Origin of the sequence: Actinomadura vinacea (assembly GCF_039532545.1) — a bacterium.
GTDB classification, from domain to species: Bacteria; Actinomycetota; Actinomycetes; order Streptosporangiales; family Streptosporangiaceae; genus Spirillospora; species Spirillospora vinacea.
The window spans coordinates 626,298-652,796 of record NZ_BAAARW010000020.1; the positions used below are offsets into that span (position 1 = coordinate 626,298).

Below are 26,499 nucleotides of genomic sequence, written 5' to 3' on the forward strand. Positions count from 1 at the left end.
GAGCCCCAATAGGCCGACATCTTGCCGGAAAACCCCAGGGCCGGGGCCCGGTTCGGGGACCTGCTCAGGTGCCGGAACCGGCCGTGCTGCGGGACGCGGCGAACGCGGCCAGGGCGGTGGTGATCGGCACGGCGGCGATCAGCCCGAGCGTCCCGGCGACGCCCCGGACGATCTCCTGCGCGATGATCGGCCCGGTGACCACCTCGCCCAGCGGCTGCCCGCCGACGCTGAAGAGCAGCAGCAGCGGCAGCGACGCGCCCGCGTACGCCAGGATGATCGTGTTGATCACCGAGGCGATGTGCGCGCGGCCGACCCGGGCGGCGGCCCGGTAGAGCCGGGCGAAGCGGTAGGCGGGATCGGCCCGGGCCAGTTCGGTGACGGTGACCGCCTGGGTGACCGTGACGTCGTCCAGGACGCCCAGCGAGCCGATGATGATGCCGGCCAGCAGCAGCCCCTGGGTGCTGATCTGGTGGCCGAGGTCGAGGTTCAGCGAGCTGTCGTCGGTGATGCCGCTCAGGTGCGTCATCCGGATCGCCAGCCAGGCCAGCAGCCCGGTCAGCGCCAGGCTGACCAGCGTCCCGATCACCGCGATCGAGGTGGTGACGCTCGGCCCGTGCGTCAGGTACAGCACCGCCAGCATGATCGCGGACGCGCACACGATCGCGACGGCCAGCGGCGGGGAGCCCGCCAGGATCGCCGGGACCAGGAAGGTCAGCAGGAGGACGAACGTCACCGCCAGCCCGATCAGCGCGGTCAGCCCGCGCCACCGGCCGAAGGCGATCACGGCGAGGGCGAACGCGGCGCCGATCAGCCAGAGCTGTGCGGAGCGGTCGTGATCCGAGAGCTGGTAGGGGTTGGCGGCGTCGCCCTCGCCGCCGCCGGGAAGCTGCAGAACCACCACGTCGTCGCCGGTCTCGAACGTCTGCGTGCCCGGACCGTCGGGCAGCGCCACGGTGATGACGCGTCCGGCCTGCGAGCCGCCCTCCATATGGACGTGGGCGTTTCCGCACCGGCGGGGGTCCGTCGGACGCGGCGCGGCGCCCGGTTCGGCGTCCGGGGGCGGGGCCACCGGGCGGGGGCAGGGCTTGAGGTCGATGTCGACGATCGTCCCGGAGATCCTGGTCATGCCTCCGGACGCCGCCGCCTTGGGCTCGCCCGGCCACATCCAGATCAGCGCGGCCAGCGTCGCCAGCGCGAGCGGGACGATGATCGCCAGGACGGCCCGCAGGACGACGGGATCGGTCTCCCCGCGCGCGGGGCCGTGTCCATGCCCGTGTCCATGCCCGTGTCCATGCCCGTGTCCGTGGCCGCTCATCCGAGTACCGCCTCGGCGAGCGACCACACGGCCAGCGCCGCCATCACCACGCCGCCGACCCGCCGCACCGTCCGCAGCGGGACGCGGTCGGCGATGAAGCGTCCCGCGATCAGTGCCAGCGCGGACACCGCGATGAGCGCCAGCAGCGCCCCGAGCGCGACCGGCAGCGGCCCCCGGGTGGCGGCGAGGTTGGCCGTGGTGATCTGGGTGAGGTCGCCCCATTCGCTGATGAAGACCACGGTGAACGCGGTCAGGTAGGTCGGCCAGAGGCCGCCGACCCGTTCGGCGGGGGCGCCGTCCTCGGACTCGTCGCCATCGCCGCCGCGCAGCAGGGTGTACGCGCCGAACGCGAACAGCAGCGCCGCGACGACCTGCACGACCGGCTTGGGCAGCAGCGAGAACGCGCTCCCGGCGGCGACCGCGACCAGCACGTGCACCAGGAAGGCGCTGGAGGTGCCGAACCACACCCACAGCGGCCGCATCCGGGTGCCCATCGCCAGCGAGGCGAACATGGTCTTGTCCGGGAGTTCGGCCAGGAAGATCACGGCGAATGCGGTGGCGAACGTCGCCGGATCGAAGGACAGGTCGAACGACATCGGGTCTCGGGGCCCTTCCCCTCAGGGCCGGGCCTCGACGGCCCACATGGCGCGCCACCCGGAGGGAGGAGAGGACCGCTCGGCCCGGCACGGCGGATGCGCCCGGCCGGAAGCCGGGCACGCCTTACCAGACCGAAGGTCTCGTCCACCGCGGGACCGCCGGTCGGACGGTTCGCGGCCTGAGGGCCGGGCTCGCGCCAGTATGTCGACCACTCAGCGGATCGGGACTACTCCCCTTCGCCGCCCCAACTGTACCCGAAGCAACAAGCCGGGCCTGCGTCGCATAGCCCGCACTTCCCGCTGAAATCCACGGAACGTCATCTTCCCTGGTCAAGGGCGTAACGCCCGGAAAAGACGCAAGTCGGAGCGGGTACGGCGGCCCACCGGTTACTGATCGACGTCTTGACGGGCGATCGCGCAGGCGATTTGCTGATCGCGTCCCGATGCCGCGAGCGATGGAGAGTCTGGGCCGGACGGTGCATGGAACACCACATCGCGCGACGCCTCGTCGTGGACGTTCCGGCATGCCCCCTCCGGCGCACCCCGCGCGGCCGGACCCCGGACCGAACCCCGAGCCGCCCCCGGCCCGTACCACCGGCCGGAGGGCCTGCCGCACGGTCGCGCCCTGACGCACCGTGCACCCCCGTCCCGGGCCGCTCCACGCGACGAAAGCGATCATGACTACTTCCCCGCCCTCCCCGCCCGCCGCGGGGCACCCGGCGGCCCCCGCGCCCGCGGGAGACGAGCGGGCCGAGCGGCTGCTGCGGCCAGCGGTGCCGATCCTCGCCGGCTGCGCGGTGGTCTTCGTGGTCGCCGTGCCGCTCTCCTTCAGGTCCGGGATGGGCACCTCGCAGTGGATCCTGACGTTCCTCGCCGACCTGTTCGCGATCACCGCGGCGGCCGGGGCCTGGTGGACGTACACGCGGCACCGCGCCGCGCTCGCCGGCCTGGCCCGCTACCGCGCCCAGGCCGAAGGGCAGGCCGCCGCGCTCCACCGGTTCCAGCAGGAGCAGACGCAGCGCGAGCAGACATGGCAGGCGCACGCCGCCGACCTGGCCGCCCGCACCGAGACCGTCACCGCGGCGGTCGAGCACCTCCTCACCTGGCAGCTCCCCGCCGCCTGGAAGGGCCGGGACGTGCCGCCGCCGCCCACCCCCGACGACTCCCTCGACCCCCGGCTGGTGAAGCTGCGGGACGGCGCGCTCGAAGCGGCGGCCGACCTCCCGCGCGAGAACGCCGACGTCCTGGAGTCGCAGCGGCTCACGCTGGTGACGCTGGCACGGCGCGTCCAGTCGGCGATGCACCGTGTCCAGGCGGAGGCCGCCACCACCGCCGAGCGCTACCGCGACCTGCCCGACCTGTACGCGACCTGCCAGGTCATCGACCACCTGGCGGCACAGTCGGCGCGGCTCGCGCAGGGTCTTGCGGTGGCCTGCGGCACGTGGGAGGGCCAGCAGTGGGACTCCCCCATGCGGCTGGCCGAGGTCGTCCAGGCCGCGCAGGGGCGGATCGAGGACTACCAGCGGGTCGCCGTCGAGGGCGACCCCGACACCGCCATCGCCCCGGTTGCGCTGGAGTCGGTGATCCACGTGCTGGCCGAGCTGCTCGCCAACGCCACCGAGTCCTCCCCGACCGCCAGCCCGGTCTCCGTGCGCGTGTCGACCGCGGCCCAGGGCGCGGTGTTCCGCATCGACGACCACGGGGCCGGGCTGGAGGAACCGCGGTTGTCGCAGGCGCGGGCGCTGCTGGACGGCACCCGTACGATCAGCCTGGCCGATATGGGCGAGGTGCCCAGGCTGGGCCTGCCCGTCGTCGCCCGCTACGCCAAGCGGCACCGGCTCAAGGTCACGCTCGACGAGTCGCCGTACGGCGGCCTGCAAGCCGTCGTACTGGTGCCCCACGACCTGGTCACGGAGGTCCCGGTGCCGGATCCGCCATCCTCGGCTCCCCCGCCGGCCGCTCCGCCCGAGCCCGAGCCGGAGCTGGAGCCGGAGCCCGTCGAGCCGCCGGGCGACGGCCTGCCGCAGCGGGTCTCCCGCCGGAACCGGGGCGCCCCGCCGCCGTCCGCCCCGCCCATGATCGCGCCGTCGCCGGAGACACCGGAGGAGGCGGGCGAGCTGATGGGCGCGCTGTTCGAGGGCACGGCCGCGGCCACGCCCCCCGCGACCGACGCCCCCGACGACGACGCCCCTGACGACGAGGCCCACGCGAACCGAACGGAGAAGAGCGCCGATGACGGCTGATCATGACTGGGCGGTCGGCAGGCTCGCACACGTCCAGGGCGTGCGGCACGCCGTGCTGTGCTCCGTGGACGGCCTGCTGCGGGCCAAATCGGAGGGCATCGGCCAGGAGGAGGCCGACCGGCTGTCGGCGCGCTGCAGCGGGCTGCTGTCGCTGGCCCGCGACCAGGCCGGCGAGTTCGGCACCGGGGAGAAGGCGCTCTACCAGCTCATGGTCGGGCACGAGGGCGGCTACCTTTTCGTCCGCAGCGCCGCCGCCCGGTCCTGCCTGGCGGTGGTCACCGAACCGGTGATCAACGCGGCGCTGATCGCCCAGGAGATGCAGGCGATGGTCCTCAAGCTCGGCGAGCAGATCCTCGCGACTCCGGCCCGCGGTTCCGGCGCCGCCCCGGAATGAGCCCGCCAGGTGAGTATCGCGACACGCCCCTGCGGCCCTACGTGCTCACCGGCGGCCGCGCGGCCCCGTCCGATCCCCGGATCGGCGTCGACACGCTGCTGGCCGCGGTACCGTCCGAGACCCCGCCGTCGGTCACCGCGCCGCCCCAGCTGCGGGCGCTGCTGCGGGTGTGCGGCGGCGGGGTGCTGTCGGTGGCCGAGGCCGCGGCACATCTGAACCTGCCGGTGAGCGTCGTGCGAATACTCGTGGGTGATCTCGTCGCCGCGGGCCGGCTGCGGACACACGCCGGCAGCTTCACCGATCCAAGCCTCGACCTGCTGAAGGAGGTGCTCGATGGCCTTCGCGACCTTTGATCCGGCGTCCGGGCCCCCGTCCGCCGACGGCGAACCGGAGGATCCGGTCGAGCGGATCCCCTACCTGCCCGGCTCGATCACGCGCACGGCGAAGATCCTGGTGGTCGGCGACCTCGGCGTCGGCAAGACCAGCCTGATCGGCTCGGTCAGCGAGATCGCGCCGCTGAGCACCGAGGAGCCGCTCACCCAGGCCGGCGAGGGCGTGGACGACCTGACCGGGCTGGACGGCAAGACCACCACCACGGTGGCGATGGACTTCGGCCGGATCACCATGAACGAGCGGCTGGCGCTGTACCTGTTCGGCACGCCCGGCCAGCGGCGCTTCTGGAACATGTGGGCGGGCCTGGCCGAGGGCGCCGTGGGCGTGCTGGTGCTGGTGGACTCGCGGCGGCTGGCGGGCAGTTTCGAGGTGCTCGACCAGATCGAGGCGCAGGTCCCGGCGCCGTTCGCCGTCGCCGTCAACCATTTCCCGGACACGCACCCGCACCCGCACGAGCAGCTCCGCCAGGCGCTGGACCTGCTGCCGGAGACGCCGATCATCGACTGCAACGCGCTCGACCGCGCCTCCTCGATCCGCGCGCTGGTGACGCTGGCCGGGCACGCCATCGCCGTCCACGGCCGCAAGGACGGCCGATGACCCCGCCGCCGCTGACGGCCACCACGGCCTGCCCCGCCCCCGGGCCCGTGTTCGCCGGGCTGTGGCGCGAGCACGGCCCGGTCGCGCCGGTGGAACTGGAGCCAGGCGTGCACGCCTGGCTCGTCATGGGGTACGAGGAGCTGAAGACCCTCACCGGCACGCCGGACCTGTTCTCGCGCGACGCCCGGGACTGGAAGGCGGTCCAGGACGGAACGGTCCAGCCCGACTCCCCGCTCGGCCCGATGATGTCCTTCCGCGACGACGTCATCGGCCACGACGGCGAGGAGCACCGCAGGCTGCGGCGGCCACTGGAGGACGCCATCGCCTCCGTCGAGCACCGCCGGCTGCGCCGCACCGTCGAGTCGCTGTGCGCCGGGCTGATCGGCGGGTTCGCCGCGACCGGCACCGCCGACCTGGTCGCCGACTACGCGGCGGCCGTCCCGCTGCCGGCCATCGGCGACCTGATCGGCCTGGCCCCCGGGCAGAGCCGCGAGCTGCTGGACGCGATGCGCGCGCCGTTCGGCTCCCAGGAGGGCGACCGCCGTTTCGAGGCGGTGCTGTCCGAGCTGGCCGAGGCGCGCCGCGACGACCCGCGCGACGACCTGACCAGCCTCCTGCTCGGCCATCCCGATCTGCGCACCGAGGCGGAGGTGCTCCAGTCGATCGTGGTGCTGGTGTCGGCGGGCAACCGCACCACCATCGGCTGGATCGCGCAGACGCTGCGGCTGGTGCTGACCGACCCGCGGTTCGCCAGCCGGGTGCGGGGCGGCCGGCTGGGCATCGACGACGCGCTGGACGAGGTCCTCGCGGTCGACCCGCCGATGATCAACATGCCGGCCCGGTACGCGCTGCGCGACACCGAGCTGGGCGGCCGTCCGATCCCCCGCGGGGACGCGCTGATCCTCGGGCTCGCCGGGGTCGCGCACGACCAGCGCGCGCACGCCGGGAAGCCGTTCTGGCAGAGCGGCAACCGCGCCCATCTGGCCTGGAGCGCCGGCCCGCACGCCTGCCCGGCGCGCGACCCGGCCCGCACCATCGCCCGCACGGCCGTCGCGACCGCGCTGCACTACCTGCGCGACCTGCGGCTGACCGTCGACCCGGCCGAGCTGGAGTTCGAGCCGTCCCCGTGGACGCGCTGCCCGGCGTCGCTGCCGGTCTCGTTCACCGAAACTCTTCCAGGATGCCCCGACCTTCAGGCCGGGGAGGAATCGGACCTTGGCGGAGCAAGGCGGGGAAAGAGTATCCGCCCTTCGGAGGCTGGCCGTTGACCAGGCATAATCCGACATGTTTTCGCTCCTTTGTTCGAGGGGTCACGGTAGGGTCGTCGCGTGCCCCGGTACCGTCTTGACCCCACTCCCGAGCAGAAGATGCTCCTGTTCGGGCATTGCGCACATGCACGGTTTGTGTGGAATCTGGCGGTCGAGCAGCAGGGGTTGTGGTCCCGGTATCGGGGCAGGGCGCCCGGGTTCGCTGAACAGTGTCGGCAGTTGACCGAGGCGCGCGCGGCGTTCGGGTGGCTGGCGGCTGGGAGTGTGACGGTGCAGCAGCAGGCGCTGCGCGACTTCAACCAGGCGATGGCGAACTTCTTCGCCGGAACCCACAAGCGGCCCACCTGGCGCAAGGCCGGGCTGCATGAAGGGTTCCGGCAGGTCGGGCTCAAGTCCTGCCAGGTGCGGCGGTTGTCGCGCAAGTGGGGTGCGGTGCAGGTTCCCAAGGTGGGGTGGGTGCGGTTCCGGTTGTCGCGGCCGGTGCCGGAGGGTGTGAAGTCCTATCGGGTGACCCGCGACCGTGCGGAACGCTGGCATGCGTCAGTCTGCGTCGGCCGCCGGACCGGCGGTCGCTGCGCGGGGACGCCCCGGAGTACTGGGACGGACGAACCGCGAACCCCAACTCGTCCCCCTCTCCTGAGGCCACGGGTTGGAATCCCCCTTCTTCAGCTTCAGGGAGGGGGAGGAGGTCAACGCCACCCACGAAGCCCCCGGCGGCCGTCCCCCGGTACGCCTCGGGCCCCGCGGTCCACAATGGGACCATGGGTGAAGATCGAACGGTTCCCGTCATCCTGGACTGCGATCCGGGGCACGACGACATGTTCGCGATCCTGCTCGCGGCGGCGCATCCGGGGATCGAGCTGCTGGCGGTGACGACCGTCGCGGGGAACGGGCCGCTGGAGGCCGTCACCGCCAACGCGCTGCGGATCTGCACGCTCGCCGGGCTGGACGATGTCGTGGTGGCGGCCGGGGCCGACCGGGCGCTGCGCGGTGATCGCCGTACCGCGCCCGACATCCACGGGGAGAGCGCGCTGGACGGCGCCGACCTGCCCGAGCCGGCCGTCCCGCTCGCGGCGGACGACGCGGTGACCGTGATGGCGCGGCTGCTGGAGGAGGCGGGGCGGCCGGTGACGATCGCGGCCACCGGGCCGCTCACCAATGTCGCGACGCTGCTGGACCGCCGTCCCGACCTGACGCGGCGGATCGAGCGGATCGTGTTCATGGGCGGCAGCGCGGGCCGGGGCAACACCATGCCGCTCGCCGAGTTCAACGTGTTCGTCGACCCGGAGGCCGCCGACAGGGTGCTGCGGTGCGGGCTGCCGCTGCTGATGTGCGGCCTGGACGTCACCCATCAGGCGCTCGCGACGCCGGAGGTGTTCGCGCGGCTGCGCGCCATCGGCGGGACGCTGCCCGCGACGTGCGAAGGGCTGCTGCGGTTCTTCGCCGGCGCCTATGAAGAGGTGTACGGGATGCCCGACCCGCCCGTCCACGACCCGGTGGCGATCGCGGCGATCGTCGAGCCGGACGTCGTGGAATGCGTCGAGGCGCCCGTGGTGGTCGAGCTGGACGGCGCGCACACCCGGGGCGCGACGGTGGTCGACCTGCACCGTGTGACGGGTGCGGCCCCGAACGCGCGGGTCGCGATGGGGCTGGACGCCGGCCGGTTCTGGGATCTCATGCTGGACGCGGTTCGCACCCTCGCCCGATAGCGGCGGGCCGGGCGCCGACCGCGGCGACGGCGCGGGCGGCGGTCCGCACGGCGGCGCGGGCGCAGCCGTCCAGGTCGTGCCCGGCGGCCCAGGCGGTGAGGAAGCCGGCGCAGAACGCGTCGCCCGCCCCGGTCGGGTCCACCACAGGGGTCGGAGCGCTGGGCAGCCGCAGCCGGGTGCCGTCGCGCGCGGCGATCAGCGCGCCGTCCGCGCCGAGCTTGAGCGCCACCACCGGGTGGTCGGCGAGCAGCGCCGCGGCGACGGCGGCGGGCTCGCGCGCGCCGGTCAGCAGCCGGCCCTCTGCCAGGTTCGGGAAGATCAGCCGGGCGCCGCGGGCCCAGCCGCGGAACGCGGCCGCGCCGGTACGGGCCAGGAACGCGGCCGAGCCCGGGTCGACCGAGGTGTCGATGCCGCGCTCGCGGGCCCGCCGCATCAGGTCGCCGACCGCGGCGCCGGCGGCGGGATGGAACAGCGAGTAGCCGGACACGTGCAGCAGCCCCACCCCGTCCAGGAGATCGTCGGGGAGGTCGGCAGGGACGAGGTTGAGGTTGGCGCCGCGGTCGGTGTACATGTCGCGGCGCCCGCCGCGGGCCAGCACCACGATCCGTCCGGTGGGCGCGCCCGGGTCGGCGGCGAGCCGGGCGTCCACCCCGGCCGCGGCCAGCGCCGCCGCGTGCGCGTCGACGTCGGCGGCCCCGGCGCGTCCGGCGAACCGCACCCCGGTGCCCAGCACGCCCAGCCAGGCGGCCTGGTTGGCGCCCGAGCCGCCCGGGCACGCGGTGATCGCGGACGGGGTGTCGCTGTCGGCGGTGGCCCTGGCCAGCGGCCGTACGACGATGTCGTCGATGACGTCGCCGACCACCAGCACCGTCGTCATCGGCCCGGCGACCAGACCTGCGCGATCCGCGCCGCCAGGGCCGCGTTGGACCGCACGGCCCGTATGTTGGCCTCCAAGCTGGCGCCCTTGGAGGCGCGCTGGAAGTAGTCCAGGAGGAACGGGGTGACCGGTTTGCCATGCAGGCCGCGCCGGGCGGCCTCGGCGAGCGCCTCGTCCAGGACCCGGTCGTGCAGTTCAGGGTCGAGCTGCTCGGCGGGCGGCAGCGGATTGGCGACCACGATCGCCGAGGGGAGGCCGAGGTCGTCGGCGGCGGCCATCATCGCGGCCACCGTCCCGGGGTCGTCCGCCCGCGCGTCGACGGTGTGCCCGGACTCGGTCAGGTAGAAGCCGGGGAACCGGTGGGTGCCGTACCCGACGACGGTCACCCCGAGGGTCTCCAGCCGTTCCAGGGTGGCGGCGACGTCCAGGATCGACTTGACCCCGGCGCAGACCACGGTGATCGGGGTGCGGGCGAGGGTGGGCAGGTCGGCGGACTCATCGAAGGTGGCCGCGGCGCCGCGGTGCACGCCGCCGAGCCCGCCGGTGGCGAACACCCGGACGCCCGCGCGGCGGGCCAGGTAGGCGGTGGCGGCGACGGTGGTCGCGGCGCTGGACTTGGCCGCCACGGCGACGGGCAGGTCGCGCACACTCGCTTTCGAGACGTCGTCCCCGGTGGCCATCCGCTCCAGCGCCGCCGGGTCCAGCCCGACCCGCGGGACGCCGTCGACCACGCCGACGGTGGCGGGCGTGACGCCGGCGGCGCGCAGCCCGTCCTCCAGTTCCAGCGCCACCTCCAGGTTGCGGGGGCGGGGCAGGCCGTGGGCGATGATCGTCGATTCCAGCGCGACGACCGGGCGGCCCGCGGCCAGCGCGTCCGCGACCTCGGCGGAAGTGATCACGGCGGTTTCGGTTGCAGAGCGACTCACCGGCCGCACGGTAGCGGGACGAACGTCCTGACGTAAAGCGCTTGACGGGATACCGGAGGGATGCCCGAATGCGGATGATCACCTTCCATTGAAAGGCGCGGACGGGAACGGCGGCGCCCCTGGCGACGGCACCGGCGGAATGACGGCAGAAGAGGTGTTATATCGCGCGATGCGCCGCTACTGATATCTCGTACTATTCACCGAGAATCTCACCGTTCCGCCTTGGGGGATGCGGTCGTGCCGCGCACCTGCAGGGTCGCGGGCAGCACCGGCGGCGCGGCGACCGAGCCCGCGGGCCCGCCCTCCATCAGCTCCAGCAGCAGTTCGGCGGCGTGGAAGCCCAGATCGGACGCCGACAGCTTCACCGTCGTCAGCGGCGGATCGACCAGCGCCGAGAACGGCAGGTCGTCGAACGCCGCCACCGACAGCTCCCCCGGCACCCGCACGCCGAGCCGGGCCGCCGCCCGCAGCACCCCGTAGGCGTGCACGTCGGCCGCGCAGACCACCGCCGTCACGCCCGCCGCGCGCCAGTCGTCCCAAGCCGCCGCGAACGCCTCGGCCGCCGCGTCGATGTCGGTTCTGGACCGCACCACCGGACCGGTGAAACCGTGCCCGACGACGTCCTGGAGACGGCGGTCCATCCGGGCCCGCCGCACCTGGAACGTCGGCCCGCCGATATCGGCGTCGAGGTAGCCGATCCGGTCGTGCCCCAGCTCCAGCAGGTGGTCGGCCAGGGCCGCGGCGCCCTCGGCCAGCGCGAACCCCACGTACGGGTGGTCGGTGTCGGGCGCGGGGTGGTCGAGCACCACCACCGGCGACCGCCCGTCCAGCTCGCGGATCAGCTTCACCGCGGGCGCCTCGGCCAGGACCCCGTCCACCCGCTCGGCGACGATCCGGTCCAGCCCCGCCGAACGCGGGTCGCGCCCAGGATCGGCGATGATCAGGCACAGCTGGTAGCCGGTGCCGAGCCGGTCGGCCACGCCCTTGGTCAGCTGGGAGAAGTACGGGTTGGCGATGTCCGGGACGACCAGCGCCACGCTGTGCCGCCGCCCGGTCGCCAGATCGCGGGCGACCGCGTCGACCCGGTAGCCCAGCTCGTCCACCGCGGCCAGCACCCGCTCGCGGGTGCCGGCCGACACCCGGCCCCGCGCCTTGCCGTTCACGACGAGCGAGACGGTCGCGGTCGACACCCCGGCCAGACGCGCCACGTCGACCGCGGTCACCCGCCGTCCCGCGGCACCCTCCGCGCCGTCCATGGCGTCCCCTTGGTCAGACCCGGCCGTCAGCCCGGTAAGGGGCTGTGTCCAGCGGTTTCGTCCGTCGGACCCGTGGTGATGATAGCCGCGCGGGCGGCCAAAAGGGGTGGCTACCGGTGGCCGGGCGGTCAGCGCGCCCGATCGCCTGGACGGCCCTCGCCGGCGGCCTCGCGCAGCGCGCCGACCACCGCGGCCAGTTGCGCGATCAGGCCGGCCAAACTCGTCGGGTCGGCGCCGCCCACGTTCACCGAACGGACCTCGGCGGGCTTGGGCAGCTTCTCCACGATCTCCGGCAGCGCGCCGATCAGCTCGGCCTGGACGCCGGCGGGGGTGCGCTCGTTCACGATGGCGGCACGGGCCCGGTCCCGCTCCAGCCCCAGCAGCCCCTGCTCGTGGTCGGCCTGCGCGCGGTCCCGGGCGGCGGCCAGCTCGCCGTCCCGCTCCAGCCGCCGGAGCTCCTGCTCGCGCTCGATCCGCAGCCGCCCGGTCTCGGCCTCCTCGGCGTGCCGCTCGCGCTCCATCCGCAACGCGTGCCGGGTGGTCTCGGTCTCCAGCTCGGCCACCTCGCGGGCGTCCTCCTGCTCGCGCCGGGTACGGCGGAGCCGCTCGGCGGTCTCGGTGTCGAACCGCTCCGCGTCGTTGCGGGCGCGCAGTTCGGCCAGCTCCTGGTCGTACTCCAGCCGCTGGGTCTCCTTGGCCCGCTTGGCCGCCATCTCGCGCTGCGCGATCGCCTCCTCGGCCCGCAGCTCGGCCAGCCGGGCGATCTGCGCCTGCTCGGACCGGTACGGCTTCTGCAGGTTCTCCCAGAGCCGGGACGAGCTGACCACCGCCTCCTTGATCTGCACGGTGACGATCCGCAGCCCCAGGCCCTGGTCGCCGTGCTCCTCGCCCTCGGCGACGGCGCGCAGCCGGGCGGTCAGCTCCTCGATGATCGGCTGCTTGTCGCTGAGCACGTCGCGCACGCCCATGGTGGAGACCTTGTCCTTGATCGCCGCCTCGGCCTGCTCCTTGAGCTGCAGGTTCACCAGCCGCATCGGGTCCTCGTCGTCGCCGAAGTCCAGCTTGCGGTAGGCGACGCCGAAGTCCTGGATGATCCACTGGACGTAGCCCTGCACCAGCACGCCCTGCAGCTCCTGGCAGATGCAGTACGCGTTGATCAGGATCGTCTGGGTCGCGCCCGGCACCACCAGGAACGAGTCGGTCGCGGGGTTGAACCGGAACGAGACGCCCAGCCCGATGTGCAGCGGCGCGTCCCGGCCGCGCCGGGTGTGCACCACGAACGCGTTCGGCGGGACGAGCACGTTCTTCCACCGCCAGAAGCCGCTGATCCGCACGTCCACCGGGCCGGGCGCGGTGCGGTCGGCGGGCTGCGCCGGCCCGCCGGGAGCGGCGCCGAGCGCCCGCTCCCGCTTGCGCAGGGCGGACTGCCGGCCGCGCGGGGCCGCGGAGCCCGGCGCGCCCTGGGGTGCGCCGCGCTTGGCCTTGAGGTCGTCCTCCAGCACGGCCTGCTGTGCGACGACCTGATCGAGATAGGTGTTGCTGCCCTCGCCCGTCACCGGCGCCTCCCTCACGATGCCGCCGAGTCTGCCGACGCTCCGTGATCACCGCAACCGATTTGCCCTGGCACGTCGGACATCGGGGGAATCACGCCTCGGGGAAGCGCATAACCCGGTCCATCAAGGGATCCCGCACATCGCCGATGATCGGCCTAGGCCGAAACCATTGGATACACCCGAATAAAATTCACAAATCCGGGCCCGGGTGCGGCCGGGCCCGGTCTCAGGAGCGACGCGGCGCGAACGACGAGCCGTCCGCGGGCGCCAGGATCCAGTGCAAGTGCCCGTCCCGCGCCCAGCCCGTGAACCGCCGCGCCCCGGGCGCGCCGCCGTCGTCCAGGCTGCCGCCGGTCAGCACGTGCCGCAGCCCGGCGAGCGCGGGCGCCAAGCGGCGCGCGACATGCTCCGGGTGGCGCCCGGCCTCGTCCTGGACCCACGCGATGACGGCGATCTGCTCCTCCAGCCCGCACAGCGCCAGGAAGAACATCATCTGCCGCCACGCGTACGCCGCGTCCTTGACCATGCCGAACGGCCTCGGGTTGTTGTGCAGGCGAACCACCGGCCGGCAGACCGCCGTGAACGCGCGGCGCGCGAGATCGCCCCAGCCCGGGGACGGGTCCACGCCGATCGGGTGCACCAGCGCCGCCAGGTTGTGGGTGGTGAGGATCTGCGCCTGCTCGATCACCATGCCGTTGATCGCGGGCACGTACCCGCCGAGCCGCACCCCGGCACGGTCGGCGCACAGCGCGGCGAAGGAGGCCGAGTTCTGCGCCGCCAGGCCCCTCCACGCGATGTCGCGAACGTCGCGGAACGGGGCGTACCGGATGCCGTAGTAGCGCTCGTACAGGGTCCCTTCGAGCAGTTCCCCGGCCACCTGCGTCGCCTTCAGGAACTTGCCGGAGAAGGTCCCCTCGAAGATGTCGGCGGCCAGTTCCTCCACGAACGGGACCTCGATGTCCGCCGCCCGGCTCAGCGTGGCCAGCTCCCTGACCAGCGGGTTCGGCAGGATGGTTCCCGGGAAGCCCTGAAGCGCCAGCTCGCCGAGCCGGACCAGCGCGGTCCGCGCGCCGGTGACCGAGCCGTGCCCCGGGACACGGTGCCGGTGGACGGCGCGCACCCACGGCAGCTCGCCCAGCTGGACCTGGTGCTCCAGGTTCAGCAGCAGCAGCGAGCGCCGGTTGCGGAACGCGCGGTAGAGGCCCGCCATAAGCCGGCGCAGCGGCTCGTCCGCGTACGCCTGCGCGGTCGTCCACGCCACCAGCTGCGGGACGAGCCGCGCCATCACCTCGGCGGACGGCACCACGCCGCGCTCGACCAGCGTGCCGATCGGGGCGGCGGTCGCCGCCTCGACCGTCCGGCGCAGCGACGCGGGCATGACCGCGCCCGCGGCGAGACCGGTCGCGCGGCGCGCCTCGTCCGCGGTGACCGGTCCGGTGAGCCGTTCCGGCAGGGGCAGCGGCAGCCCGGCCTCCGGCGGGAACTCCGACAGGCGGGCGAGCAGGACCTGGGCGAGCGCGTGATGGGTGTGCCTGGACGCGTCCGCGGCCTGCCGCTCGCGCAGCGCCGCGTGCCCGGCCGTCCCGGGCGCGCCCCGCCGCCGGACCATCGCGTCCACCGCGTGCTGGAGCAGCCCCGGCCGGGTCGGCGTCCCGCCGCCTTCGGAGACGTCCTCCAGCGCCGACCGGAGGATCGCCAGGTTCTCCTTCGGCCCGCGGTGCTTGCCGCAAAGCGTGTGCTCGGCGGCCAGTGCCCGGTAGCGCACCAGCAGGGCCGCGCCGCGCACCCGCCAGCCGTCCGGCTCCTGGACGGCGACGCGTCCCGTCTCCGGGTCGGCGGTCTCCAGCCAGTGCGCCAGCAGCTCGTCGGCGAACGGGTTCCACACCGCCAGCGCCTCGTTCATCGCGGCGACGGCCCGGTTGGGGCGCCGCGCGGCGAGCGCCTCGCGCACGCCGCCGACGCTCTCCCGGTGGACGATCTCCGCCTCGCCGGGCGCGCTCCGGCTCGGGCGCGGCGCGAACCGCAGCCGGCCGGCGTACGGCTCGATCTCCTCCAGCACGCCCCACGCCGCGTCCGCGTCCCCTGCGCGCAGCAGCCAGGCCACCACCAGCAGCGCGGCCTCCTCCGGGAGCGCGATGTCGTAGTGGCCGTCGTCGAGGAGGGAGTTCAGCTCGGCCAGGCCCGCGTCGGTCAGGTAATGCGCGAACAGCGCGCGGCGTTCGGGGGCGATGCCCGCCCGCCGGGCGGCCTCGATCTCGTACGGCTCCGGCGGCCCGGCCGCGGCGGCGTCCCCGGTGGCGAACCCGCCGCGGACGACCTTCGGCGTCACCCACGCGGGCAGTCCCGACACCGGGGCCCGCGACCCGATCGTCAGCGTCCCGTCGGCCATGCCGCGCAGGACCTTCTCCCAGCGTCCGAACCGCTCCTCGGCGCGCCGCCGCACGGACTCGTCCTCGTGCGTCAGGGCCGTGCTGAACGCCTTCGCCAGCTGGGCGTGCGAGTAGGCGATCCCCACCTGCGGCTTCGCGTCGCCACCGTTCATGCCAGCGTGGCGGGTTCTGCCCCCGCGCCCTCCGGGGTTAGAGCCCGGTGCTCTACTGCTGAGCTACACGCTGTCGCGTGCAGAACAGTAGGAGCGGTTCGAACAGCCCCGCAACGCAATTACCGGCGGACGGCCCTCGCCCTGATCTGGTCCAGCACGCGGCGCGTACGGCGGTCGCCCAGCCGGGCCGGAAGGCGCGGAGCGTACATGCGGGCGGGCGGCGTCCAGCGGACGCGCGCCGGCATCATCCGCTGCCAGAACGGGCGCCGGCGGGCCGCTCGGCGGCGCCGCACCAGCACCACGGCGACCGCTACGCCCGCCCCGCAGACCGCGACCGTCGCACCGCGGCGCGCCATCGTGCCGGACGGCCGCGCGCCCTCCTCGCCCTGCGGACCGGCCGCCCTGGTCTTCCGGGTCACGCGCCGCGCGCGATCGGACACCTGCGTCCTCATCCGGTCCGCGGTCTCCCTGGCGCGCGCCTTGACGTCGGTCTTGGCGGCCAGTGCCTCCACGGTGTCGCCGAGCTCGCGGCGGGTCCGCTCGATCTCCGCGCGCAGTTCCGCCGTCCCGGCCGGCGCCGCCGCGTCCCTCGATCGCTGCTGCGTCATCGGTGCGCCCTCTCCTTGATCTCGGACACGTCCCGGCGGGCGCTGTCCATGGCGTGCTCGGGCCTGGGCGGCACGGCCTGCCGGGTCTGCGCGCGGCCGAGCAGCGCGAGCACGGCGGCGATCACCAGCAGCACCACGCCGACGATGAGCGCCGCGGCCCACAGCGGCATCGCCAGCGCCAGCGCCGCGATCACCGCCGCCACCACGGCGCCGGCGCCGTACAGGGCGACGAGACCGGCGCCGCCGAACAGCTTGGCCCCGGTCCCGGCGTGCCTGCCCTTGTCCTTGAGTTCCATGACGGCCAGGCGAAGCTCGGCCCGGAGCAGCTCGGAGACCTGCTGCGTTCCGCGGGTGACCAGCTCGGCGATGCCCTCGCCCTCCCGGTCGGCGGCCCGGGGCGGGACGGTCTCCCGATGGGCGGGCGGCACCTCGGGGGGCCGCTGCTCGGGCGGCCGGTGGACGGCGGTCGCCTGAGCGTCGCCGGTGGTCCTCTCGCCGCTCTCCTGCGGCCGTACGGTGCTCATCGAACCAGCCCCTCCCGTCTAGTTGGCCGAGGTAGGCGCGTTTTTCGGGACTTGAGAGCCAGTTCCCCCTGTCCCCGCGGTAAACGCGTACGGGGCGGTTTGGAGAGTTCTTGAGGAAAGCGTGCAACCTCCGTCACGCCCCGTGCGTATGTGTCGTGCACAGCAAGGCCGGTGGGAGAGAAGGGGCGATACATGTCCACGCCTGGTCGGAGATTCATGGCGGTCACGGCGACCGCCACGGCCGTGTTCGCGGCCGGTTGCGGGGGCGGCGGGAAAACGACCGCCACGTCCGGCGGTGGCGCGCCGGGCGGCGGGAAGCTGCCGGAGGCCACCACGCACACGACGCTGAAGGGACTGCCGCAGGACCAGGACCCGTTCGGCAAGACCGACGGCACCGTCGTCCGCCCGAAGGCGCCGCTCCCCGTGTCGGCGCAGCCGGGCGGTCCCGCGCTGGCGACGCTGCCGGACAAGCAGCTGGGCGGGCCCACCTGGGTGCCTGTCGTGGAGAGCAAACCCGGCTGGAACCGGGTGCTGCTCCCCAGCCGCCCCAACCGGGTCTCCGGCTGGATCCCCGGCGCGGCCGACAAGGTGGAGACCGCGCGCAGCAAGCACGCCATCAAGGTCGACATCAGCGACCGCCGTCTCACCCTGCTGGAGTCCGGCCGCAAGACCGGCTCCTGGACGGTCGCGGTCGGCGAGGCCAAGACGCCCACCCCGACCGGGCGGACGTTCCTGCTGGCCTCGCTGGCGCCGCCCAAGGCCACCTTCAGCCCGCTCATCCTGCCGGTCGGCGCCCACTCCGAGACCTTGGACACCTACGGCGGCGGCCCAGGGACCGTCGCCTTCCACGGCTGGCCCAAAAAGTCCGACTTCGGCAAGGCCGTCAGCCACGGGTGCGTCCGGGTGCCGTCGGACGCGCTGACCCGCCTGTCCAAGGCCCCGCTCGGCAGCACCGTCGAGATCGTCGACTGACGGGCGCCTCCCGCCGGCACTCCCAGTAGTTCCAACCCCTGTTCAAGGAGACACGCACATGCGCTTGAAGCATCTGACCCGGGCCGCCGTGATCACCGGCGCGGCCGCCGCCCTGCCACTGGCGGCCGTCGTCCCGGCCGCTCACGCCACCACCCCGGCGAGCACGGCGTTCGCCGTCAACGCCACCGGGCCGGTGAGCATCCCGGCGACCCCGTCCGTGACGTCCGCCGGGGCCACCGCCAGCCGGAGCGTCGCCCAGGTCCCGGCCAACCCGGTGCTGCAGGCCCGGGTGCTGAACGCCTCCGCCGGCAAGGCGCAGGCCCGCGCCTCGGTCGTCGACCTGAAGGTGCCCAAGGCACGCCTGACCGCCAGCCTGGTCACGGCCAAGTGCGTCAAGGGCGAGGGCAGCTCCCAGCTCGTCAAGGTGCAGCTGAACGGCAAGACGATCAAGGCGGAGGCCCGGCCGAACAGCGGCGTCGCGGTGCCGCTGGACACGCTGGGCACCGCCTCGCTGGTGCTGAACAAGCAGGTCCGCGGCTCCGACGGGCGGCTGACCGTCACCGCGATCGAGCTGACGCTGCCGATCGGGCCCGGCAAGAGCGAGACGATCAGCATCGCGTCCGCCACCTGCGGCAAGGACGCGGGCGGCCCCGGTGGCCCCGGCGGCCCGGGTACGCCGGAGAAGCCGTCGCCGTCGCCGACCCCGCCGTCGGCCACCCCGCCGCCCGGCCAGGCGCCGGCGCCCACGCCCATCCCGGGTGACCTGCCCGTGACCGGCTGACGCGTATTTCAACCCCGGCCCAGGTGCTCGCCCAGCGGGCTGTGTTTATTCAACCCCGGCCCAGGATGCTCGCCTGGCGGCTCGCACCCTGACCGTGCTTAGTGCGAGCGCGACATCGCTTCGCGACCTGGCCGGTGGGGCTCGCCTTCGGCATCGCCCCACCGGCCAGGTAACGCGCTCGCGCGGTACTTGAGGCCGCTTCGAGACAGGCCCTGGATCGCCTGTCGAGGGGCCTGCGCTGATTGTGGCGCAGGCCCCTTTGTCATTGGACGCCTGTGGGCGGCCAGCCGGGCGGTGCGGCCTCCTGCCAGGAGTCCCCGGTCAGGGGCCACGCGCGGGTGCGCAGGCGCTCGCCCGGAATGCCCGCGTACACCGAGCCGAAGTGCCACTGCTGTGCGCGCTTGGCGCTTTCGTTCTGGGTTTGGACGAGGGCGTGGGCGCGCGTCGCGTATCCGAGGCTCTCCTCCATCTGGGCCGGGGACGGGGCCAGGGCGAGGGCGAGCGAAGGCGGGATCTGGTCCTCGGCCAGTGCGGCGGCCAGGCGGGCGTGCCCGTCGAGCAGCACCCAGCCGTCCAGGCCGCTGACCCACCAGAGCAGGAGCGGCGGCAAGAGGCCGTCCCGGACGAGCTTGCGGTGCGCCTTCACACGCCCTTCGCCGGGGTCGGGCAAAGGACGCAGCGGGACGATGCCTTGCCAGCCTTCAAGCCAGTCCAGGTAGCCGGACGGGTGGCCGGTGGCCAGTTCCAAGGGGCCAGGGGGCCGCCAGGGTTGGAGCGTCCACCAACCGGGATACAAGGGGCCTGGCCCGTCGGCGAGCCAGGTGACGTAGCGATGCGGCCAAGAGGGGGGTTCGCGCGCCTCCTGGGCCGTTATGGGCGGCAGCACGGGCTTGGCCCCGTCCAGGCGCATGAAGTGGACGCCGTAGTTGGTGCGTTCGACATGCGCTAGCAGCACCGATCGCTCGTCCTGCCGGAGCCAGAACCGGCCAGGGCCGGCTATCTCGACCCGTAGCCGTGGCCGTGCCGGCCCCCGCGCGGCAGCCTGGAAGACGAACCGCACCCCTCCACCCGGGAGATCTTCCATTGTAGACAGTGCCTCCCCATCTATTAGGCTGGCGCGACCCGCACTCCACAATCGAGTCCCACCCATCGTTCCGCAGGATCTCTGGAGGCCCGCACCATGGCCGCTTCGTCCGACGAGTCACCGGGCATCGACGAAAAGACCTCCGGCGTCCGCGAGGTCAAGTCGGCGGCGCGGACCCTGGAGCTGCTGGAGCTGCTGGCGTCCCGGCAGAACCGCCCGGCCCGGCTGCGCGAGCTGACCGAGGCGCTGAACGTCCCGCGCAGCAGCCTGTACGCGCTGCTGCGCACGCTGACCAAGCACGGCTGGGTGCGCACCGACGCCTCCGGGACGATGTACGGGATCGGCATCCGCGCGCTGCTGGTCGGCACCAGCTACCTGGACACCGATCCGCACCTGCGGATCGTCAAGCCGATGCTGGACGAGCTGGGCGAGAAGCTCGACGAGACCTTCCACTTCGGCCGCCTCGATGAGTTCGACGTGGTGTACCTGGCCACTCGGGAGTCGAGCCAGTACCTGCGCGCCTACAGCCGGGTGGGGCGGCGGCTCCCGGCGTACTGCACGGCGCTGGGCAAGTCGCTGCTCGCCGAGCGGCACGGCGACGAGCTGGAACGGCACGTCCCGGCCGAGCTGGCCGCCACGACCCCGCGCACCATCACCGACCGGGACGCGCTGGCCGCCGACCTGGTGCGGACCCGGGAGCGCGGCCACGCGATCGACGTGGAGGAGAACAGCCTGGGCCTGCACTGCTTCGGTTTCGCGCTGCGGTACACGCCGGAGGGCCGGCCGCCGCGGGACGCGATCAGCTGCTCGGTGCCGCTGGCGCGGCTGACGCCGGAGCGGGAGGCGGAGATCGTGGCGGCGATGCGGGAGGCCCGGGAGCGGATCGAGCGCAGCGCCCCGCCGATCACGGAGGACTCCTGGGAGATCTGACCCCGTACATCCGAGACGGGCATCTACATATAAAAACAGGGTCTGCTAACGTAGCCGAACGTTGGAGCCGACCGGTGTTGTGAGGTGCCGTCCCCATGCCCAAGCCGCCCCCGAACCGCACCCGGCAGCGGATCGCCGAGGTCACCGTCACCCCCGTCGCCTTCCGCGACCCGCCGCTGCTCAACACCGTCGGCGTGCACGAGCCGTACGCCATCCGCGCGATCGTCGAGGTCCGCACCGACGAGGGCCTGACCGGGCTCGGCGAGACCTACGCCGACACCGCACACCTGGCCCGGCTGCGCCGCGCCGCCGCGGAGATCACCGGGGCCGACGTCTGGGACGTCAACGAGCTGACCCGCCGGGTCCGGGCGAGCCTGGCCGGCGACACCGGCACCGGCGGGCACGGGATGGCCGGGATGGTCACCAACAGCAGCACCGCCGACGCCGTGCTGTCCCCGTTCGAGGTGGCCTGCCTGGACGTCCAGGGCCAGGCGGTCGGCCTGCCGGTCAGCGCGCTGCTCGGCGGCGCCGTCCGCGACCGGGTCGACTATTCGGCGTACCTGTTCTACAAGTGGGACGCCCACCCCGGCCGGGAGCCCGACGCGTGGGGCGCGGCGCTCGACCCGGACGGCATCGTCGCGCAGGCCCGCCGGATGATCGACGCCTACGGCTTCTCCGCGATCAAGCTCAAGGGCGGGGTGTTCCCCCCGGACGAGGAGATCGCCGCGATCAGGGCGCTGCGTGAGGCGTTCCCCGACCACCCGCTGCGGATCGACCCGAACGCCGCGTGGACGGTCGAGACCTCCGTCCGGGTCGGGCAGGAGCTGGACGGCGTCCTGGAGTACCTGGAGGACCCGACCGGGGGCGTCGAGGGGATGGCCGAGGTCGCGCGGAAGGTCCCGATGCCGCTGGCCACGAACATGTGCGTGGTGAGCTTCGCCGACATCGAGTCCGCGGTGAAGCGGGACGCGGTCGGGGTCGTGCTGTCCGACCACCACTTCTGGGGCGGCCTCAACCGGTCCCGGCTGCTGTCGGGGATCTGCGAGACGTTCGGGTTCGGCCTGTCGATGCACTCCAACTCCCACCTCGGGATCAGCCTGGCCGCGATGACGCACCTGGCGTCCGCGTCCCCGGCCCTCACCTACGCCTGCGACACGCACTGGCCGTGGAAGGACGCGGACGAGGACGTGATCGCCGACGGTGCGCTGACCTTCGCCGATGGTGCGCTGGCCGTCCCGACGGGGCCTGGGCTCGGCGTCACCCTGGACCGGGACAAGCTGGCCCGGCTGCACGAGCAGTACCTGGAGTGCGGAATCCGCGACCGCGACGACACCGGCTACATGAAGCGCGTCGACCCGTCGTTCAAGCTGACGAAGCCGCGCTGGTGAAGGTCCTGGTCACCGACCCGATCATCGCCCGGTTCACCCCACTCCTGGAGGGCGGCGGGCACGAGATCGTGCTGTTCCCCGGCCGTCCGGACGAGGAGATCGTCGCCGCCCTGCCCGGCACCGACGTGCTGGTCTGCGCTCGGATGACCGAGGAGATGGCCCGCGCCGCCGGGCCGGACCTGCGACTCGTCCAGTGCACCGGGGCGGGGTACGAGCGCATCGCGATCGACGCGCTCCCGCCCGGCACGGCCGTCTGCAACACCTTCCACCACGGCCGCTCCATCGCCGAGCACGTGCTGATGGTCGCGCTCATGCTGTCGCGCAAGGTGCTGCGGCGCGACCGGCTGGTACGGGAGGGCGTCTGGGAGTCGGTCGCCGCCGAGCCCTCGCTCCCGCTGGGCGACACCCTGGCCGGACGGACGCTCGGGCTGCTCGGACTCGGCGAGACTGGGCGCGAGGTGGCGCGGCTGGCGGCGGCGTTCGGCCTGCGCGTGCAGGCCGTGCGCCGCGACCCCGCCGCGCCCCTGGAGGAGGGTCTTCGCCTCGACCGCGTCCTGCCGCAGGACGGGCTGCACGAGCTGCTGGCGACCTCCGACCTGGTCGTGGTGACCGTCCCGCTGGACGAGCGCACCCGCGGCCTGATCGGCGCCGCGGAACTGGCCAGGATGCGCCCCACGGCGATCCTGATCAACGTCGCCCGCGGCCCGGTCGTCGACGAGCACGCCCTGTACGAGGCACTCGCCGCCGACCGGATAGCCGGCGCAGGCATCGACGTCTGGTGGCCCGCCCCCGAGGGCGTTGCAAGGGGCGGCAGCACGCTGCCATTCGAGAAGCTGGAGAATGTCGTGCTGACGCCGCACAACTCCGGTCACACGGTGGAGACGTTCGAGTGCCGCGCCCGCGACATCGCCGCGAACATCGCGGCCCTCGCCGAGGGCCGTCCCCTCCACAACGTCATCCGTTGAAAAGAGCCCCCGGCCTGGAAGCCGAAGGCCGAGGGTTCACCTCAAGGTCTTCACACGGCCGTTCCAAGATCGGTTAGGTGAGGCCGGGGCCGGTGAAGGGACCTGGCGAGCCGCCCCCGCCGCCGGCAGGTGTTCGATGAGGACCAGGGCGAGGAACGTCAGGATCTCGTCGAGCAGCCGGCCTGGACGTGCCGCATGGCGACCTTCGCGCCAACTGAGAGAAGCGGTGCAGCTGCGGTCCGTCCAAGCTCGGCAGACCAGCTGCCACCTTGGCTGCGCTACCACTTATGCTTGCGCGATGTCGCTCGCAGTGCGCTGGACTCGGCTGCTGATGGTGGTATCGGCAGCCGGCTTTGCAGGCGCGGCCTACGCAATCCGCGCCACGATGGACGGGCCCATCGAACAGTACTCAGGCGCCGCCTTGTCCGGGGCCATCGTCTACACGATAGTGATCTTCATATCGCCGCTGATCTCCCCACTGCCCGCCGGCAGCGCCGCGATCGCATACTGCTGGTTCATCGAGTTCGCACAGCTCACCCCCGTACCCGCGGCACTCTCCCAACGCAGCTGGCTCGCGCGCCAGCTGCTGGGCGCCCAGTTCGACCTCATTGATGTCGCCTGGTACCCCGTCGGCGTCATCTCATTGGTCGCCGCGCATTGGCTCGTCCGGGCCCGCACACATTCCCGAACAGACCCGACACCCACCCTCACATCATGATCTGGAACCGCCGTGCAAGTCCTTTATGTCCCCGGAGCCGGATCCACGAGGTTGTCGGGCTCATCAAGCCAAATGCGCTGTCCCATGGGGGTCACGGTCAGGCCGAACCGGGTCGGCCCTGGCCTACCGGACTCGATCCACCAGTGGTAGGCGGACTCAAGCTCGTCCCACAACCGGCGCGGGCCATGTTGCCGCACGAGGTGTTCGCCCGTGTCAGACGGGGTGAATCCGGCCCATGAGCCGGATTCGTAGTGGGAGAGCCGGAATGTGTGGCTGCCGTCCTCGTTGCGAGTGTACCCATCCGTAAAATTAGCGAGCATTAGGCCAATGGCGAACTTCGCGTCGTAGGCTCCGCCGTCGAGCACCTCGCTCGGATTGACCTGAGTGATGGTCTGGTCGTATCGCCCGTCCTCGTGGTCACTCACCCACGATACGAACCGTGACGGTCGTTGCTGGCGAAGGTGCATAAAGGAGAGGCCCTGGCCGAACTTGCCAACGGCGGACCCGTCTCCTTGCTTAGTGAGTGTCAGCATGCGACCGCCCTGTTCCAGGTCATTTCGCCACGGCATGAGGATGAGCCCACCGCTTCGGGTCTGTTCCACCCATGCATATGGAACATCGGCAATGCCGACCGTCGCGATGACGCGGTCATACGGCGCGCGATCAGAGCATCCGTCCCTCCCGTCACCGGTGATCACAGTGACGGGATACCCCCCGCGTTCGACCGCGAGACGGGCATGGCTTGCCACGTCAGGATCGACTTCCACCGTGGTGACATCCACACCTGTGATGGCAGCCATGATCGCCGCGTTGTATCCCGTGCCTGCGCCGATCTCCAGGACGCCCATGCCGGGCCGAAGCTTCAAGGCATCGATCATCTTCGCCATGACGGACGGAGCGCTGCTGGAACTGGTGGGACGAAGCCCCTTGTCGATCGCGCCGTCGTCTACCTGAGTAATGATCGCCTCATCATCCAGGGCCACCAGCCGTGCCCACTCCTCAGGAGCATCGCCACGGCGTAGAGGGGTCATCCATAGATCGTCGCCCCGGACCCAGATCGTCTCAGGGATGAACAGTTCCCGGGGAACCAGCCTCAGAGCGTCATGTGCGTTCACTGCTTCCCGCTGCCGTTGCAGCCGGTGCAGGTAACTTCTTGGGGCCTCTTACCCGGCTCGCCGTTCGAGCCCTCCTGCCTTGATCTTCCCCGTGCCGCCGCACATCCCGCAGTCCATTTCCTTCTTGTGCTTCCCCATTGACTGCCTCCCCGTTCCGATCGTCGAGGTTGTCACAGTCAGCGCGAGCGGGGAAGCCAACCCCCTTTAGGGCAGCCTCAAACCTTGAGACCGTCACGGCCATGAAGAAAGCATCCGTGTCCACACAAAAGCCCCCGATCGAGGCCGGGGGCTGCTTGTGTCTCGCCAGTCACACATGACCTCTGCTGGGCCGTCAGGCCAGGTCGTGCTCGCTCGCTTTGATCCGGCGCATGAGCGCGCGCCAGTCGCCAGCATCGAGGAACAGCTTGGGGCCGTCGGGGTCCTTGGAGTCCCGTACCCCGATGTTTCCCGTGAGGTTCGCAACCTCCACACAGTTCCCACCCGACGGACTGCTCCGACTGGACTTGCGCCATTCAGTCATCTGCAACTCTCCAATGCTTGCTCAAGCAGAGCCCGAGAGGGGCCCACCGGGGCGGCGATGTCGCTCACCATGTCGTACCTTACTGCGACATCTTGGAGGTCATACGGGTCCATGAGGATCCGCCCGCGCGTCATGGCTTCCAGGTAGGCCAGATCCCGACCGTCGGCCGTCACGATCTGGAACGAGCCGTCGTGCCCGGGGTGCGCTCCGGCGTGTTTCTCCACTACGCGGATGCTGACGGTCGGGAGCTCGCTCATGGCGATGAGGTGTTCCAGTTGCCCGCGCATCACCTCGGAAGAGCCCACAGGCTGTTCCAGGACCGTCCAGTTGAGGAAGGCGGTGAAGCGCGACGGCTTCGGCTTGTCGAACACGGCAGCCCGTCGGGCCATGCGAACGCGCAGCGTTTCCTCCGGATCTTCTGACACCCCGCGCATGATCGCGGCTCGTGCGTAGTCCTCTGTCTGGAGGAGTCCCGGGACGAGAAGCAGTTCCCAGAGACGGATGCGCGTTGCGCGCTTCTCGTACTCCGCCAGGCCGATCAACCAGTCCCCGTCCGCGGCCTGCTCCGCGAAGCCGATCAGGCACATGAACATGCCATCCGTCTGCCACAGGCGATCGATGATCTTCGCATGCTTTCGAGGGAGTTTGAGGGTCGACGATTCATATCTCGAAACAGTCGATCGATCACAGTCCAATTTGTCCGCTAGCGCCTGCCCCGAGAGTCCATGCATCTCCCGGTAGCGGCGCAGGTGAACTGCGATGAAGTGCCAGATAGACCGGTCAGGGTTCAGATCATCTCTCGCGACCATCCAAGATCTCCTTTGTTGCGAACGCTTCTAGAACGTAGCGAATATAACGCGACCAGCCGCACGATGGAGGCCCAGCCGCCAAACTCGGAACGGAGGGAATAGGTGATCTTTCGCCAAGGAGGCGGCGCACCCGCGACAGGGGCGCTGGAAGCACTACCGGATTCGCCGGGCACGCATCCCGACGATCAGGATCTTGCCCGACTTCGGGCCGATTTTGATGGTTATCGAATTTGGCGGGCAGTTCGTCGTGACGGGCTTCTCGGTGAATGGGTCGCGACCTTGCACAACCCGCGCGCGGGAGTCGATCCGACCGTGATGTGTCCGACGGCGGACACGTTGCGTGCGGCGCTGGTCGAAGAAGCCGAGCGCGCGCGTCGCGGTCGGGACCGTGATCGCACACCAGTGAGCGAGTGAGG

General features: G+C 72.3%; 27 protein-coding genes. 14 read left to right on the forward strand and 13 right to left on the reverse strand.

Translation table 11 applies throughout. The annotated features are described in order from the left end of the window. Positions 1-64: 64 nt before the first annotated feature. Together ABD340_RS27295 and ABD340_RS27300 are read right to left on the reverse strand one after the other, a co-directional pair. Positions 65-1,315, reverse strand: a complete 1,251-nt coding sequence (locus ABD340_RS27295) for a YibE/F family protein (protein WP_344592685.1) — start codon at positions 1,313-1,315, stop codon at positions 65-67. Continuing rightward, entirely contained in the window at positions 1,312-1,911 is a 600-nt protein-coding gene (locus ABD340_RS27300; protein ID WP_344592687.1) for a TMEM165/GDT1 family protein, read from the reverse strand. The genes ABD340_RS27295 and ABD340_RS27300 overlap by 4 nt, the downstream gene beginning before the upstream one ends. Positions 1,912-2,588: 677 nt before the next feature. On the opposite strand from ABD340_RS27300, the gene ABD340_RS27305 reads away from it, so the two are divergent. The 7 genes from ABD340_RS27305 to ABD340_RS27330 are packed head-to-tail and all read left to right on the forward strand — an operon-like array spanning position 2,589 to position 8,515. After that, positions 2,589-4,154 (forward strand): ATP-binding protein, encoded by a 1,566-nt coding sequence (locus ABD340_RS27305; RefSeq protein ID WP_344592688.1) that lies wholly within the window; start codon positions 2,589-2,591, stop codon positions 4,152-4,154. Next, entirely contained in the window at positions 4,144-4,548 is a 405-nt protein-coding gene (locus ABD340_RS27310; RefSeq protein ID WP_344592690.1) for a roadblock/LC7 domain-containing protein, read from the forward strand. The genes ABD340_RS27305 and ABD340_RS27310 overlap by 11 nt, the downstream gene beginning before the upstream one ends. After that, positions 4,545-4,901 carry a DUF742 domain-containing protein gene (locus tag ABD340_RS27315; protein WP_344592691.1) on the forward strand — a complete coding sequence of 119 codons (357 nt, stop codon included), beginning with the start codon at positions 4,545-4,547 and terminating at the stop codon, positions 4,899-4,901. The genes ABD340_RS27310 and ABD340_RS27315 overlap by 4 nt, the downstream gene beginning before the upstream one ends. Beyond that, positions 4,882-5,538: a GTP-binding protein gene (locus ABD340_RS27320; RefSeq protein WP_344592692.1), complete on the forward strand. Its 657-nt coding sequence runs from the start codon at positions 4,882-4,884 to the stop codon at positions 5,536-5,538. Before ABD340_RS27315 ends, ABD340_RS27320 begins: the two co-directional genes overlap by 20 nt. Beyond that, complete coding sequence (locus tag ABD340_RS27325; RefSeq protein ID WP_344592694.1) at positions 5,535-6,806, forward strand: cytochrome P450 family protein; 1,272 nt, start codon at positions 5,535-5,537, stop codon at positions 6,804-6,806. Before ABD340_RS27320 ends, ABD340_RS27325 begins: the two co-directional genes overlap by 4 nt. Positions 6,807-6,866: 60 nt before the next feature. Continuing rightward, complete coding sequence (locus ABD340_RS48085) at positions 6,867-7,679, forward strand: RNA-guided endonuclease InsQ/TnpB family protein (RefSeq protein WP_425547442.1); 813 nt, start codon at positions 6,867-6,869, stop codon at positions 7,677-7,679. Then, positions 7,568-8,515 carry a nucleoside hydrolase gene (locus tag ABD340_RS27330; RefSeq protein WP_344592695.1) on the forward strand — a complete coding sequence of 316 codons (948 nt, stop codon included), beginning with the start codon at positions 7,568-7,570 and terminating at the stop codon, positions 8,513-8,515. Before ABD340_RS48085 ends, ABD340_RS27330 begins: the two co-directional genes overlap by 112 nt. Here ABD340_RS27330 and ABD340_RS27335 read toward each other — a convergent pair. The 7 genes from ABD340_RS27335 to ABD340_RS27365 form a co-directional block, all read right to left on the reverse strand. Beyond that, positions 8,481-9,392: a carbohydrate kinase family protein gene (locus ABD340_RS27335; RefSeq protein WP_344592697.1), complete on the reverse strand. Its 912-nt coding sequence runs from the start codon at positions 9,390-9,392 to the stop codon at positions 8,481-8,483. The two genes, ABD340_RS27330 and ABD340_RS27335, sit on opposite strands and share 35 nt — an antisense overlap. Beyond that, entirely contained in the window at positions 9,389-10,318 is a 930-nt protein-coding gene (locus ABD340_RS27340) for a pseudouridine-5'-phosphate glycosidase (protein WP_344592699.1), read from the reverse strand. Before ABD340_RS27340 ends, ABD340_RS27335 begins: the two co-directional genes overlap by 4 nt. Before the next feature lie 209 nt (positions 10,319-10,527). Further along, the gene (locus ABD340_RS27345) at positions 10,528-11,574 is read right to left on the reverse strand and encodes a LacI family DNA-binding transcriptional regulator (protein ID WP_344592700.1); all 1,047 of its coding nucleotides are present in this window, start codon (positions 11,572-11,574) and stop codon (positions 10,528-10,530) included. Positions 11,575-11,702: 128 nt separating this feature from the next. Next, positions 11,703-13,130: an SPFH domain-containing protein gene (locus tag ABD340_RS27350; protein WP_344592702.1), complete on the reverse strand. Its 1,428-nt coding sequence runs from the start codon at positions 13,128-13,130 to the stop codon at positions 11,703-11,705. A 223-nt stretch (positions 13,131-13,353) separates the two neighbouring features. Then, the gene (locus ABD340_RS27355) at positions 13,354-15,669 is read right to left on the reverse strand and encodes a transcriptional regulator (protein WP_344592703.1); all 2,316 of its coding nucleotides are present in this window, start codon (positions 15,667-15,669) and stop codon (positions 13,354-13,356) included. A gap of 119 nt (positions 15,670-15,788) precedes the next feature. Further along, positions 15,789-16,277, reverse strand: coding sequence for a DUF3618 domain-containing protein (locus tag ABD340_RS27360; RefSeq protein WP_344592705.1), 489 nt, complete (start codon positions 16,275-16,277; stop codon positions 15,789-15,791). After that, positions 16,274-16,801, reverse strand: a complete 528-nt coding sequence (locus ABD340_RS27365; RefSeq protein ID WP_344592706.1) for a phage holin family protein — start codon at positions 16,799-16,801, stop codon at positions 16,274-16,276. The genes ABD340_RS27360 and ABD340_RS27365 overlap by 4 nt, the downstream gene beginning before the upstream one ends. A gap of 216 nt (positions 16,802-17,017) precedes the next feature. On the opposite strand from ABD340_RS27365, the gene ABD340_RS27370 reads away from it, so the two are divergent. Beyond that, positions 17,018-17,773, forward strand: coding sequence for a L,D-transpeptidase (locus ABD340_RS27370; protein ID WP_344592707.1), 756 nt, complete (start codon positions 17,018-17,020; stop codon positions 17,771-17,773). 58 nt (positions 17,774-17,831) lie between these two features. Further along, a complete protein-coding gene (locus ABD340_RS27375; protein ID WP_344592708.1) occupies positions 17,832-18,554 on the forward strand; it encodes a choice-of-anchor P family protein in 723 nt (240 codons plus the stop codon). Positions 18,555-18,816: 262 nt separating this feature from the next. Here ABD340_RS27375 and ABD340_RS27380 read toward each other — a convergent pair whose 3' ends face one another. Beyond that, positions 18,817-19,509: a hypothetical protein gene (locus tag ABD340_RS27380; protein ID WP_344592709.1), complete on the reverse strand. Its 693-nt coding sequence runs from the start codon at positions 19,507-19,509 to the stop codon at positions 18,817-18,819. Positions 19,510-19,734: 225 nt separating this feature from the next. Between ABD340_RS27380 and ABD340_RS27385 the strand changes: the two genes are divergently transcribed. From ABD340_RS27385 to ABD340_RS27400, 4 genes are all read left to right on the forward strand, one after another. Beyond that, a complete protein-coding gene (locus ABD340_RS27385) occupies positions 19,735-20,568 on the forward strand; it encodes an IclR family transcriptional regulator (RefSeq protein ID WP_344592711.1) in 834 nt (277 codons plus the stop codon). A gap of 95 nt (positions 20,569-20,663) precedes the next feature. Next, on the forward strand, positions 20,664-21,956 hold the full coding sequence (locus ABD340_RS27390) for a glucarate dehydratase family protein (RefSeq protein WP_344592712.1): 1,293 nt from the start codon (positions 20,664-20,666) through the stop codon (positions 21,954-21,956). Next, complete coding sequence (locus ABD340_RS27395; protein ID WP_344592713.1) at positions 21,953-22,921, forward strand: 2-hydroxyacid dehydrogenase; 969 nt, start codon at positions 21,953-21,955, stop codon at positions 22,919-22,921. Before ABD340_RS27390 ends, ABD340_RS27395 begins: the two co-directional genes overlap by 4 nt. Before the next feature lie 298 nt (positions 22,922-23,219). Continuing rightward, the gene (locus tag ABD340_RS27400; RefSeq protein ID WP_344592715.1) at positions 23,220-23,639 is read left to right on the forward strand and encodes a ribosomal maturation YjgA family protein; all 420 of its coding nucleotides are present in this window, start codon (positions 23,220-23,222) and stop codon (positions 23,637-23,639) included. Between the two features lie 23 nt (positions 23,640-23,662). Here ABD340_RS27400 and ABD340_RS27405 read toward each other — a convergent pair whose 3' ends face one another. From ABD340_RS27405 to ABD340_RS27415, 3 genes are all read right to left on the reverse strand, one after another. After that, positions 23,663-24,670 (reverse strand): rRNA adenine N-6-methyltransferase family protein, encoded by a 1,008-nt coding sequence (locus ABD340_RS27405; protein WP_344592716.1) that lies wholly within the window; start codon positions 24,668-24,670, stop codon positions 23,663-23,665. 415 nt (positions 24,671-25,085) lie between these two features. Next, positions 25,086-25,274 carry a DUF397 domain-containing protein gene (locus ABD340_RS27410; protein ID WP_344593252.1) on the reverse strand — a complete coding sequence of 63 codons (189 nt, stop codon included), beginning with the start codon at positions 25,272-25,274 and terminating at the stop codon, positions 25,086-25,088. Continuing rightward, entirely contained in the window at positions 25,271-26,083 is an 813-nt protein-coding gene (locus tag ABD340_RS27415) for a helix-turn-helix domain-containing protein (RefSeq protein ID WP_344592718.1), read from the reverse strand. Before ABD340_RS27415 ends, ABD340_RS27410 begins: the two co-directional genes overlap by 4 nt. Positions 26,084-26,185: 102 nt before the next feature. Here ABD340_RS27415 and ABD340_RS27420 point away from each other — a divergent pair, with 102 nt between their 5' ends. Next, complete coding sequence (locus tag ABD340_RS27420; protein WP_344592720.1) at positions 26,186-26,497, forward strand: hypothetical protein; 312 nt, start codon at positions 26,186-26,188, stop codon at positions 26,495-26,497. Positions 26,498-26,499 lie beyond the last annotated feature (2 nt).